The organism is Capnocytophaga ochracea DSM 7271, assembly GCF_000023285.1.
Taxonomy (GTDB): domain Bacteria; phylum Bacteroidota; class Bacteroidia; order Flavobacteriales; family Flavobacteriaceae; genus Capnocytophaga; species Capnocytophaga ochracea.
The window spans coordinates 2,168,260-2,181,216 of record NC_013162.1; the positions used below are offsets into that span (position 1 = coordinate 2,168,260).

Below are 12,957 nucleotides of genomic sequence, written 5' to 3' on the forward strand. Positions count from 1 at the left end.
TTTTATCAGTAAGTGTATTAAGGTATAAAAACTTCTAACTTTTCAGGGTGCAAAGGTACGAATATTAATCGTAATTGCAAGTATCTTGATCTGATTTTTTTATTTTATGTACCAAAATATACTGCGCCTTACCATCTTGTTTATCTCTTTGTTGCACCAATTACACTCTCCCATTATCCTTGTCATTTTTCATTTGTCACTCGTCATTTCTTCCTTTTTCCGTCATACTCCCTCCTAGTGCCTACGGCCTAAGGTCTATCACCTATTTCTCTTTCTTTCGCCTCGAAACCCCGTTTTTAACATTTTTAGCGTTGTTGTATTACAGTATGAATCAACTATTTACATACCCTTTCTATACCAATCTTCCAAGATTCGTATAAGCTTCCTATAAGCTCTCTATAAGCTAACCCCACCTTCCTAATACCCTTTTTCCTTCAAAATCCCTCTCAGCCTACTTCTGATATTTTTCGTTTTTCTCCGAAGTCTAAACCCCTTCTCTGAGTCTCTCCGAAATTCTCCAACTAATTTCCACATTTCCTAATTTCTACATTTCCTAATTTCCTAATTAATAACCCACTGCTCGCATAGTACTCCCCCTTATATCAAACTCAGAAAGTAAGCCCTAAACTAAATTGATGAAAAATATTCACTTTTTGACTCGTAAATACTCCTATTTCACTGTTAAATCCTACAAAATAGCTTAATGAAGGCGAAAGTTTGTGATGGTATTGCAAACTCACCTCAAAACGCTGTCTATCTGAAGCAAGAAAGCGGGCATTGTGCAAAAGCATTGCGCTGAGCTCAGTTTCATTGCGGTCATTGCGCAATAGATAATTCTCGTGTAATACTTTCCGATACCGATACTGCACGCCTGTTACCCCTATACTCTTCTCCCCTAAGGGTGCTACAACACTTATCGTCATTCCAACATTCATATAATCAAAATGCTGAAAACTCCTCACCAAAGTATAATCCTCACGATAAGTTTCATAACTCACATAAGGCATTATACGATACTGCACAGCATTGTCGAACCCAAAAAGCGCACCTAACTGATATTGCTCACATTTAAGGGTATAGTTTTTGTTCTTCGCAATAACCTCCGTCCAATTGTTATTGCGCCCCGAGAGGATAGGCTCTACGCCCTTTTTACTTTGCTGATAATATCCTAATTTGAATCCGTAGTGATAGTGAGCACGACGGAACAATTTGGTAAGTTCTGTATTGAGTACCCTATTGGTCAGGGTTACTGCAACAATTCCATTGTCATCAGTCATATACTTCTCAATCGTCAGTTGATGATAATCTCCTGTGAGAAAAAAGTCGTCCGCTCTGCTGATAGCCATTCCTCCACCATAACCATAACCTTCGTAAAAAGCCCTCAGTTTATTGCCTTTCAGCAAATGGTTGTAATACCCCAAGCCATTGAGGTGATACACCGTAGGCCCCCCTAATTCGTTAAAGAACCTCAGTTCGTTTGATTGGGTATATTTCACAAAAGTGCCATAAACACCCATCTTCCACTGCATTACCTTCCACATAAAACCCGATTGCAATTGCAATTGCGAAGTAATATCCTTAGGACGCGGGTCTTTATCCCTACTTGCTAATTCAGCTTGGTAATTCAAAGAGATACCCCAATGCAGGCGTTGCCATTGTTTGGCAAAACCACCCGTAAAGGCGTATTGTTCGCTGTGCAAATCTCCCCCTATGGCATCAGCAGTGAAGTAAGGATATAGCAACTCACCATCTAACGACTCGTTCCAGCGAATGTGCTTTAGGGTTCGATTTATATACGAGGCATCACCCCAAAGCGTACGCGTGCTGTCATAAGGAAAATAAGAGCTCGCTTTTACTGAGAAAGCAGTATGACCTTCGGGATACTGCTGGGCATACGCCTGCTTATCGCTTCCCTCGTAAGTCGTTTGCACCGACGAAAAGCGATATTTCCCCCACTCTGTCATTGCTGCTGGATTCTGAAAGTAAGCTTTATAAATGCGTTGAACACTTTGTTGCTCTTTCAGTTTCAGCAGGAGAGTATCAATAGTATCTTGCCCCCAAGCAATCATCTCGCAGAGAAAAAATAAAAATAATATGTTGAGTGGACGATGTGTCAATTCTAATTCATTGATTTGTCAATAAAAAACGCTACAAACTTTGCCAAAGTTTAACTTTGGCAAAGTTAAATCTGCAAAAGCAATATTTCACTCTTCACTTTTCACTTTTTAAGTGTAGGTGTAGTGAGGATTTCGAAATCTTCAGTAGAGTTGTTAGTATCTTTAAAGATAGGCTTACCATTGTTTTCAGAAAGAACCTTACGGCGTACAGATTTGCCATAACGAGTTTTGTCTTCCTCATCTTTAGTCACATAAGTATAGCCTGAATCCAAAGAAGTATCGGTCACCAACCATTCGAAACCTTTTTCAGTACTTAGATTTACGGCATCTACTATCCACTCATTAGGAATTTTCAACGTACTTCCTGTCTTTTTAACTATTTTGCCTTTAACATTAACTTCATATTCATAGTCATATCTAAGAGTAGAAGTAGCAGTACCTTCTGGGAAACGCGCTATCACATAGCTTCTATTACCTCGATTATTGAATATGAGAATACCATACAAATTGATATTATTGGTAACAGTAGGGCTATCTATATCTTTTACTCTTGGAGGATAATAATTCTCAAAGTTAGCTTTGCTCAAATCTAAAGAATTAGGATTGTTTTCTTTATGGTTAATTCCTTGTTCAGCAATAACAATAGAAGCACCTGGTTGCACGGGATATTGAGTGCCTGTACCAGGTATTTGCACCATACCTTCTACTGCAAAGGCTTCTTTCATTATATTGGGAGTGTAATCTCTTTTGGTTACCGTTAAAAACTTAGAATCTGCTAATACCAAACCATCGGCGTAAAGCACCTTATCGGTATTGTTATAAAGTTTGATATACTGGTCACCAAAGTATTGTTTTCCTTCAGGAGTTAAAGTGCCAACAAAAAAGATTTCTTCTATAATAAAGTCATTACCTTTAGCTTTGATAGATAAAGGTACTTTAAAAGAGCTATCGCTAAGCACATCTATTTTGCTAACGAAAGCACTAAGTTCACCTGCTACGGTCTTGCCATCAAGGGTATAAGTAGCAGTGGTGGCAATGCGCAGTTCATAGCTCCCCATCAAAAGAGGAAGGGTTAATTCATTTTGAGAAATATTGGTAAAAATACGTTCTACTTTCTCATTCTTGTTGAGTTCTGTAAGAGTAAGGGTGAGCGTACCATACCGAACATTGGTTACCTTATCAGGATTTTGTAGCTGAAGGGTAAGATTGCGTGTAGTAACAAAGGTGTTGATATTATCATCATCCTTCTTACAAGCGTTTAAGAGCACTAAAGTAAGTGCTAAAGCTAAAAATTGTTTTAAATGTCTCATAATATGTTAATTTATTAATTTGCTAATTTACTCTTCCCTAAAGAAATGTTCATCTCCATTCCAAAATAGGGGTTGATAAGTCCGCGACGGTTGATGTATTGTCTGTTCACACGGTAGTCCTCGTAAAAGTTGAACAGATTGTTTACATATATCGAAAGGGTAAAATATTTATAAAATTCTTTTGATATTTTTAGATGTATGTTCATTGATAATGGGGTTCTATCACTGAGACTTATAGTTGTAGGGCGTATGAGCCATTGCAATACGGGGTCACTCGCTTCTGTCGCTGTATATGGGTGACGCACACCATCTTCACTGATGTAGTGAGTGGGCACACGACTAAGAGATGGACTGCTGTTGATAACATACCAAGTGAGGTCGCAACGCACAGAGGTGATGAGATGCAGTTCAGGGAGGTAAGTATCGGCTACGAGACTGGTTTGTAACTGTTCACAGTCGTACTTCTCCATTTCAGGATATACTCCCAGATTGTAATATTTGCGGTTGTTAATGATATCTTTATCGGCAGGACGATATACAGGCAATGAGTTGTAATACAAGCTGTGAAACCACGCACCACTAAGGGTAAAGCGAGTGTTGAGCAATTGTAGGCGCTTGCTACTGTACTGAAATTCCATCCCTTGTTTATCGATAGCTGAGCCATTGCTCTCCATATCTGAGAGTATCAGGGCGTCTTGCACAGTATAGGGCAGGTTTTCCACCAAAGGAGGGGCAGTAATCGCATTGTGATTGAGCCCTGTAGCATCGTATTTTTTATAGAATACCTTGTGATAATCGCTCATCTTTCGGAAACCCGATTGCATACGCTCGTCGAAATAGGTGATAAACAGCGAATGGTGGTCGTATTCCAAGCCAAGGCGCACTTCGGCTTTGCTGTTCACTGCGGGCATAATGCTGTAGTTCACTTGCGGAAAAATATACGTTTTATAGTGCAATTGGCGGTAAGCCCTTTGGCTGTGATAGTAATTTAGCTGAACAAAATCTTCGTATTTTTCTTGAGGGTAGAGCATCTCTTGAGTAGGGAGTTTGCTGTGCTTGCCCCAACCACCTGTAAGACTGATAATGAGAGCTTTTTGGTTAGCAAATTCAATTTTAGGAAAAGTAACTTTCATATTCACACGTGGGTCGAAACACACCTTGTTATGCAATGCGTAGCGTGAATCAAGTCCTAAAAGGGTGTTGGCGCGCAAACCGGCACGCAAGAAGAAATCGGTATGCCAAAAGGTTTTTTCTAACTGTTCTTCAACATAAAAAGACATATCCTGCATCGCGGGAATACTCTTGAAAGCACGCGGACGTGTAGTTATTTCGGGTGAAGGTGGGTGCGCCAAATCGTATACCTGACCCAGACCGTTGTTTTTGTTGTAGTTGTAAGTAAGCCCTATAAGAAACTCGTTAAGAAATCCTGCAAAACGTTTATAACCTCCTGCTGCAAAGTCGGTATAAAGGTGTAGCGGTTTGCCATCTACGAGCAAGTGCGACACATAGTTAGGGTCGGAAAATGCGCCATAAAATTCACCTGCTTCTGTGTTTGTGAAGACAGGGCGCGCATTGGTGATTTGCACCCATTTGTCTTGTTCAATACGGTCAAAACTCTGCGAGTAACTAGTTTTGAGTACCAATGTTTTGAAGAATGTTTTGTGGAGTTCCCAACTCAGCCCATTGGCGATACGGATATTGTTGTAAATGGATTGATAAGCATCATAGCGATCAAAACCTACATCGGGGTCGCGTTTTTCCTTGTCGATAGTGCCCGTATAGTCGATGCTGAAATTCCACGTAAGCGGATTTTCGGTATTAAAGTGTTTTTCGGCACGAGCCGAAGCAGTGTAACGTTTGTAGTTTTCAAAGCTGTTACGCGGGTCGGGTTGGGAATCTAAATAATCCAAACTGAAGTTGAGTTTGAGGCGATTTTCAGTAAGTTCAAAGCCTTTGCCTACATAGAAAAGTTTGCTAAAACCATCGGCTTTGGCTCGCGCCCTAAGGGGAGTATAGCCTTTTTTGCGGTGAATTGTTACTATTCCACTGCTGATGTCACCAAATTTTACCGATGGAATACCGCGTATAATCTCCACTGTTTCAATATCATCGGTAGCAATGGTGCGCATATCTACTCCTGAGCGGGTAGTGTTGCGCTTCTCATCGGCGTAATTCGATTGAGGGGTGATAACCATTCCGGTACCTACCGTAGATTGCATATTGTTATTCACATCTAAGGGAACACCATCGATATTGAAGCCTACGCCTAAAGAGGAAATCCTATAGCCGTCCATAGGCGTTCCTGTCTGCCTGATAGTGAGCGTATTAGCATAATTTAATGAGGGAGTCGTAACTTGCCGACCAGGGAGCAAACTCACCAAATCGGCAAAGCTGGAAGGCTGGAGGTGTTGCATAGCCTTGCGGTCGATAAGCGAAGTAGAGGTAGGAGCAGGAAGTTCTTTGGCAGTTACTACCACTTCTTCTAACTGAATAGGCTGTGTAGTGTCAGAAATAGTAGTAGGAGAAACAGTGGTGAGAGTTGCAGTTTGAGCGTAAAGAGCTGAGCAAAAAAAAGGAAAAGCAATGAGTACCAAAGAGATGAACCTTTGGTATCCTAATGGTTGTGTATATTTCTTTTCACTTTTCATTCTTCACTAAATAGGACTGCAAAGGTAGTACTTTTTTTGAATTATATAAAACAAATCTAAATAATATTAATATCAAACTTATAAAAATGCTTAATTTAACATCTGTTAAATATAACAGAATACTATTTTTTCAATCGCTTTTGCATCACTATATTACCTCTCGTCGAATACATTTAACCTTTGCACCTCCTACTATCCCCTTCCTTCCATTTCTTTTAAAGTCTTCCCGAAACCTCCAATAAGTCATTTTTGCATTTGTTAAATTCCAAATTTCCTAACTTTTAAATTGACTAATTCTCTAATTTACCCTTCCTTTTCTTTCGTCTCGAAACCCTGTTTTTGGCATTTTTAGTGCTGTTGTATAATATTATGAATCAACTATTTATATACCCTTTCTATACCAATCTTCCAAGATTCGTATAAGCTTCCTATAAGCTTCCTATAAACTAAACACACCCATTTTACCTCTTATCTTTTACCTGAATCACCTCTTCCGTTCCTCTTCGTTATCTTTCTGCTTCCTCATCTCTTTTCTAAGACAATCCTAGAACTCCGATTATATCTTTTTGTATAACAAAAAAATAAAAATATTTCACTTTTTCTTTGGTAGTTAGAAAAATATTCTTACCTTTGCCCCGATTAATAGAATAGTACTGTATGAAACTGTATGCTTTTCAAATAATGATGATGTGTTGTACCTTCCCTGTGAGCGGTGCAAGGCTCGTTATTTCTTGAAAGTATCAGTATATATATTTTAGTAAACGAAATAACAACACCCCACTGCTCATAATAGGTAGTGGGGCTATTTTTTTATAATAATGACAAAAGTAAATTGCACCGAGAGTTTCATTATCGAACTCTATCAAGAAAGTAAAAATATCAAACATCACGTAAGCAAACAGCGTATTAACGCCTTTGTAGAAGAACTCTTTCAGTTCTTATTTCTCATAGATGAGCGTACTTGTCTCTCTAAATCGAATATAGAAGCACGCTATGAGGAATTGCGTTATGATTTTATCAGTATTGTAGATGATTTTTTGCAAAACGAACCTCAGAAAGAGCAACTGACTGATTATTACCATTGTATTTTGCCCACTATTTATGCTCAATTAAAGCAAGATGCTCAGTATTTTATTGATAGCGACCCAGCAGCTACCTCTCTCAGAGAAGTACAAGTTACCTATCCTGGTTTCTTTGCTATTATGGTATATCGTATCGCTCACGAACTATGGACGCGCGAAGTACCACTCTTGCCCCGTATACTCACCGAATACGCCCATAGCAAAACAGGTATCGACATTCACCCAGGAGCAACCATTGGCGTCCCTTTTATGATAGATCACGGTACGGCTATCGTTATTGGTGAAACTACGGTTATAGGTAACCACGTAAAAGTGTACCAAGGGGTTACCTTAGGGGCACTTTCAGTATCGGTAGATAAGGCTCATACCAAACGTCATCCTACTATTCAAGACAATGTGGTAATTTACTCAGGTGCCACAATCTTAGGAGGTGAAACCGTAATAGGTCACGATAGCGTTATTGGCGGAAATGTATGGCTTACCCATAGTATAGAACCTTTTACCAAAGTTTTCCACAAGAGTCAAATCATAGTAAAAGACAACGAAGTGTATGAAGAACCTATTAATTTTGTAATTTAGTCTTTAAACATTAGTCCCTAAAACCAATTCACTAATCATTAACCACTAACTATTAACAAACACGTAACTAATAAATAATTATATAATGTTGTACAAAAATGTTTTAGAACTTATCGGGCGTACTCCCGAAGTGAAAATTAATCGATTGTTTGGTAAAGATGCCAACGTATTTATCAAGTTAGAACGCTTGAACCCAGGCGGTAGTATTAAAGACCGTATCGCACTTGCAATGATTGAAGATGCTGAAAACAAAGGTATCCTCAATAAAAATACTGTGATTGTAGAGCCTACCTCAGGTAATACAGGGGTTGGGCTTGCCTTAGTAGCTGCTGTAAAAGGTTATAAGCTCATTGTGGTAATGCCCGAATCTATGAGTATAGAGCGCCGTAAACTGGTATCGGCTTATGGGGCTGAGGTTGTATTAACTCCAAAGGAAAAAGGAACAGGAGGTGCCATTGCTAAAGCCCTCGAAATAGCCGAAGGTAAACCTAACTATTGGGTGCCTCAACAGTTCGAGAACCCTGCTAACCCTGAGGTACACGAGCGCACTACTGCTCAAGAAATCTTGCAATCCTTCCCCAATGGCTTTGATTATTTTGTAACAGGAGTTGGTACTGGTGGACATATTTCTGGGGTATCCAAAGTGCTTAAACAACACTTCCCTCATCTTAAAACCATAGCCGTAGAACCCGAACTATCACCCGTACTCAGTGGAGGGGCAGCTGGTCCTCACCCTCTACAAGGGATAGGCGCTGGTTTTGTGCCAAAGAATTATGATGCTAAGCTTGTAGATGATATTCTATTAATAAGTAAAGATGAGGCTTTTGAATATGCCCGCAAGTTAGCGAAAGAAGAAGGTATTTTAGCTGGTATTTCTACGGGAGCTTCTTTGGCAGCCGTCGCCAAAGTACTCAAAAAAGACCCTAAGGCACGTGTTCTTACTGTAAACTATGATACAGGCGAACGTTATTGGTCAGTAGAAGGACTCTTCTAATATATAGAAAAAAGAGGCTATCCAATTAGGATAGCCTCTTTTAGCTTTATAATGTTTCTTTTAGCCATTTGAAGAATGTTCTCTGCCATAAGAGTCCATTCTGAGGTTGTAATACCCAGTGGTTCTCATCAGGAAAATAAAGTAACTCACTTTTGATGCCTCTCAGTTGAGCTGCTGTAAAAGCTTGGAATCCCTGTTCTTCGGGTACTCGGTAGTCTTTCCCTCCGTGAATGATGAGAATAGGGGTGTCCCATTCTGTAATCTTCTCTATAGGATTAAACTCTTTATACGATTTTTGCGCTACAGCGTTCTTTTTATCCCAATAAGCACCTCCTATTTCGTTATTGTTGAAGAAAAGCTCTTCGGTAGTGCCATACATACTTTGTAAGTTAAATACTCCGCAATGGGCAATAAACGTCTTGAAACGTTTTTGGTGAATACCTGCTAAGTAGTAGATTGAATATCCTCCGTAGCTGGCACCAATGGCTCCTAATCGGTCTTTGTCTACATAAGGTTCCTTAGCAATATCATCAATAGCCGATAGATAATCGCGCATAGGCTGTCCACCCCAATCTCCACTGATTTCTGCATTCCATTCTACCCCAAAGCCTGGTAATCCTCTGCGGTTGGGAGCTATCACTATATAACCTTGTGAAGCCATTACTTGGAAGTTCCAACGGAAACTGTAAAATTGGCTCACAACAGATTGTGGTCCTCCTTGGCAGTAGAGTAGGGTAGGGTACTTCTTGTTAGGGTCAAAGTTCGGTGGGTAAATTACCCAAGCGTGCATTCTCTTGCCGTCAGTAGTTTTGATGATACGCTCCTTAATAGGACATTCAGCAATCCCTTTGTATAGCTCATCATTAAAATGTGAAAGCTGTGATAGTGTTATGCGTCCTTTTTTCTCTTTTAAGTTGATAGTATACAGTTCAGCTGCGTGGTTCATATCCGTGCGCATCACAACCAATTGGTCGCCTGCTTGTCCTACTATACTATTCACATCAAATACGCCTTGTGTGAGTTGTCTTGGAGTGGTATCTTTACTAAAAGGAGCTACTACAAATACTTGCTCTGTTCCTTGGGTAGCCGCAATTAGGTATATTTGCTTCCCATCATTGCTCCATCGGTAACTGAAAATAGTATTATCCCAGTTAGCTGTAAGGTTAATGCGCTTGCCGTCCTTCAATATATAAAGATCGTTTTTATCAGCTTCATTACCGTCGTGTGCCATACTGAGCCACGCAAGTACGCCTTCTTTGTTATACTGAGGGTTAGTGTCATACCCCATCATTCCTTCGGTGAGGTTTGTTGTTTTTTTCGAGGTGAGGTCGTACTCATAGATATCAGTATTAGTGCTCAGTACATAATCAGTGCCTACTTTGGCTTTTGTAACATAAAGTACCTTTTTACCGTCTAGACTCCATATATAATCCTCATCACCTCCAAAAGGCAACTGCGGACAGTAATAGGGCAGTCCTTCCATTATATCGGTTTGCTTACCATTACTATCTTCTATCATCACGTGATTGTAACTGCCTTCATTCCACGTGTCCCAATGGCGGTGGTCTAAGCTACTGTACAGCTTCCCCGATGATTTTTCTAAGTCAGTATAGAAGTCTTTCCCTAAAACCGACTTTAATTTTACTTCCTTATGAGTGAGTTTTAGGCTTTTATCGGTATTGTATTTAGCCGTGAGCTTTTCTACCTCTTCTTTGCTTATAGGAATGGGTACACCTCCTTTTACGGCAAGTTTATAGTATTCTTTGTTAAAAGTATTTTCCTTTATATTTGGAGTACTCACACTCACCAATACATATTGCTGGTCGGGAGTAATACCTATACCATTCACGCGATGTAGTTCCCATAGTTTTTCGGGGGTGAGAGGTTGTTGTGCTTGTATGCTATTGAATGCCATAACCGAAGCTAAAATAATAAGATGTTTTTTCATTCCTTAACAAATAAGGCAACAAGCCTTCCTAATAGTTTTACAATAAATTGGTAACTCTCTACCAAAAACGCTCTGATTTCTTTTAATACAAAGCCAATACCCGATTTGATAACAGGTTTTATGCGGTTGTAAATAAACGATAACCATACGCACACGGCTATAAAGGCAGGCGCTCCTAATACCACTTGATAAGGTTTCAACTGCCCTCCGAAGTGCTGTATAAGCCCGTGTGAGGTAATACTACCGTATATGATAAAGCAGTGTATAACGTAAATCGATAGGGTGTTTTGCCCAATAGTTTTAATCAGTTCTGAAGTAATCACATTGCGCATTAGGGCAAAGAAACCAAACACGAGTAACACATTCCCCAAACGCAAATAAGCAAAATCCTGCATTAGTTGCTCAAAAAATGGCGAATGGTTGATATAGAACAATTGTTCTATCATAAAGTGAAAACCCCACAACAAGAATGCTCCTACGCTTAGAAATAGCAGAATAGCATTGCGGTATAGGTGAGGGTGATTTTTATATCGCTGAAATAGATATCCCATAAACCCTCCAAACGACACATAGCCAAACCAAGGAAAAATAGGGAAGAAACTACCGTGTGCACGAGTTAGGTAATTAGCAATCGGCAAGGGTAGTGAATCAAAGCGCAAATCCTTGTAAAAAGGCTCAAAAGTGAACGCCAGTAGGGTAGTGGTGAGCAATATCGTAGGCATTACCCACGACTTGCGGTTATATGAAAGTAAGTAAGTAGTGATGAGCAACAAGAGTGAAAGCCCAATACAGTGCAGTACATCTACACTTTGGAAACTCATACGCAAGAAGTAAGCAATACCGATGAGCATCAGTCCACGCCTAATACCTTTCTTCACGCGAGGGTTATTCCAGCCTACTTTTGTAGCATCACTTTCTTTTACCAATAAAAAAGTGAAGATAAACCCCGAAACAGTGAAGAACACAGGAGCGGTAATACCAGTGCAGTAGTGCCATAGCCAGTATATAAAGTTATTTTCGTCGCGGTAGCGGTCAGCAAGTAGTCCATTTATAAAATGCCCTTGTAGCATCATACAGATAGCAAAGGCGCGAATCACATCTATGAAGTCAAGTCTGAATTTCTTTATTTTTTCCATAATCTTAATATCATAAAGAGAGTGCAAAGGTACAAAATAAATAACAATTAGCAAGTAATAGTTAAGAACTAACTAAGGAAAACGTACGAAATCCAATGAGTAAAGAAGTGAGGCTTACGTCATTATGAATTAAACAAAAATTGAGGTTTTTCCTTGTGTGAAAGGTTTTAGCAAAGTATTTTAGGTAGCTTGCTACCGATTTTTTTAAAATTTTGAAACTAATGTGTTTCAATTTCTGTTTCTTCTTTTTAGAAGGAAATTTTATGTGATTGACTTAATAGTATCAACAAGTAACGAGCAATGTTAGCTCTTTTATAATAAAAGAACTTTGCCAAAGTTTCAATAGCTTGTTGCGCTACAACCTTTGGCAAAGTTTTATTACTGATAATCAGTTGTTTTTATCTATTGAGAGGGAGCAACCATTAAAGAGGCATTGGGCGTTCTTTCTTCTTCACAGCTCCTACTATAGCCGAGATAATAACACCTCCAATAGCAGAGCCCAATATCGATGAAAAGAATGTCCATACCACAGAAGGCTTGCTCTCAAGTGTTTTTTCACGAAGCTCTTCCATTTGTTCTTCACTGAAATTAGAGGTAAAAGCACTCATTTTTTCCATTGTAACCTCTACTACTTTTTCATAATAGTTAGGGTCAATAACAGTAGTGTAGATTACACTGTAAATAGCAGCGATTACCCCTCCTACGAGAGCGGTTACTATCCCCACTTTAATAGCTTCACCTACAGTTAAGAAACCGTCGTTAGCCGTTTTGTACTGCTGAACAGCCATCACGATAAAAACTACACAGATAGCTAAATTCAATAGCCAAGTGATAGCACCTATCAAAAAACTTCCAGTGTACAAAAGGTTGGTTACGTACAGCAATACGCTTAAAACTACACAAGCAACCCCCAATAAAATACCGTTTCTAAGTGCAATACTTAGGAAATTTACATTTTTTGTTTCCATAAACATTGAATATTTAAGTTAATGCCACAAAAGTAGAAAAAATATTAATACATACAATAAAAAAAATAATTTTTTCTTCTTTTTTTCTCACCTCGGAAATCCCCTTGTATAAATCATTTCTTATAAACACCAGTTCTACAACAAATTATCTTCTGCTCTCAATCTTATTTTCGCT

8 protein-coding genes are annotated in these 12,957 nt (G+C 39.2%); 2 read left to right on the plus strand and 6 right to left on the minus strand.

What is annotated here, in order from left to right:
• Positions 1-608: 608 nt before the first annotated feature.
• The 3 genes from COCH_RS09145 to COCH_RS09155 form a co-directional block, all read right to left on the minus strand.
• Positions 609-2,117 carry a DUF6850 family outer membrane beta-barrel protein gene (locus COCH_RS09145; protein ID WP_223375718.1) on the minus strand — a complete coding sequence of 503 codons (1,509 nt, stop codon included), beginning with the start codon at positions 2,115-2,117 and terminating at the stop codon, positions 609-611.
• 101 nt (positions 2,118-2,218) lie between these two features.
• On the minus strand, positions 2,219-3,427 hold the full coding sequence (locus tag COCH_RS09150) for a DUF4876 domain-containing protein (RefSeq protein ID WP_015782857.1): 1,209 nt from the start codon (positions 3,425-3,427) through the stop codon (positions 2,219-2,221).
• 14 nt (positions 3,428-3,441) lie between these two features.
• Entirely contained in the window at positions 3,442-6,075 is a 2,634-nt protein-coding gene (locus COCH_RS09155; RefSeq protein ID WP_015782858.1) for a TonB-dependent receptor plug domain-containing protein, read from the minus strand.
• 818 nt (positions 6,076-6,893) lie between these two features.
• Between COCH_RS09155 and COCH_RS09160 the strand changes: the two genes are divergently transcribed.
• Entirely contained in the window at positions 6,894-7,736 is an 843-nt protein-coding gene (locus COCH_RS09160; RefSeq protein ID WP_015782859.1) for a serine O-acetyltransferase, read from the plus strand.
• A gap of 85 nt (positions 7,737-7,821) precedes the next feature.
• Positions 7,822-8,730: a cysteine synthase A gene (gene cysK / locus COCH_RS09165; protein ID WP_015782860.1), complete on the plus strand. Its 909-nt coding sequence runs from the start codon at positions 7,822-7,824 to the stop codon at positions 8,728-8,730.
• Positions 8,731-8,776: 46 nt separating this feature from the next.
• Here the strand turns inward: cysK and COCH_RS09170 are convergent, their stop codons facing one another.
• The 3 genes from COCH_RS09170 to COCH_RS09180 form a co-directional block, all read right to left on the minus strand.
• Entirely contained in the window at positions 8,777-10,678 is a 1,902-nt protein-coding gene (locus COCH_RS09170) for a S9 family peptidase (protein WP_015782861.1), read from the minus strand.
• The gene (locus COCH_RS09175) at positions 10,675-11,814 is read right to left on the minus strand and encodes a heparan-alpha-glucosaminide N-acetyltransferase domain-containing protein (protein WP_015782862.1); all 1,140 of its coding nucleotides are present in this window, start codon (positions 11,812-11,814) and stop codon (positions 10,675-10,677) included. The genes COCH_RS09170 and COCH_RS09175 overlap by 4 nt, the downstream gene beginning before the upstream one ends.
• A gap of 422 nt (positions 11,815-12,236) precedes the next feature.
• Complete coding sequence (locus COCH_RS09180) at positions 12,237-12,788, minus strand: DUF4199 domain-containing protein (protein ID WP_015782863.1); 552 nt, start codon at positions 12,786-12,788, stop codon at positions 12,237-12,239.
• Between the last annotated feature and the right edge of the window lie 169 nt (positions 12,789-12,957).

Bases quoted from the DNA above. Each gene is read 5' to 3' on its own strand.
- COCH_RS09150 (WP_015782857.1), bottom strand. From the start codon at position 3,427: ATGAGACATTTAAAACAATTTTTAGCTTTAGCACTTACTTTAGTGCTC.
- COCH_RS09155 (WP_015782858.1), bottom strand. From the start codon at position 6,075: ATGAAAAGTGAAAAGAAATATACACAACCATTAGGATACCAAAGGTTC.
- COCH_RS09160 (WP_015782859.1), top strand. From the start codon at position 6,894: ATGACAAAAGTAAATTGCACCGAGAGTTTCATTATCGAACTCTATCAA.
- cysK (WP_015782860.1), top strand. From the start codon at position 7,822: ATGTTGTACAAAAATGTTTTAGAACTTATCGGGCGTACTCCCGAAGTG.
- COCH_RS09170 (WP_015782861.1), bottom strand. From the start codon at position 10,678: ATGAAAAAACATCTTATTATTTTAGCTTCGGTTATGGCATTCAATAGC.
- COCH_RS09175 (WP_015782862.1), bottom strand. From the start codon at position 11,814: ATGGAAAAAATAAAGAAATTCAGACTTGACTTCATAGATGTGATTCGC.
- COCH_RS09180 (WP_015782863.1), bottom strand. From the start codon at position 12,788: ATGTTTATGGAAACAAAAAATGTAAATTTCCTAAGTATTGCACTTAGA.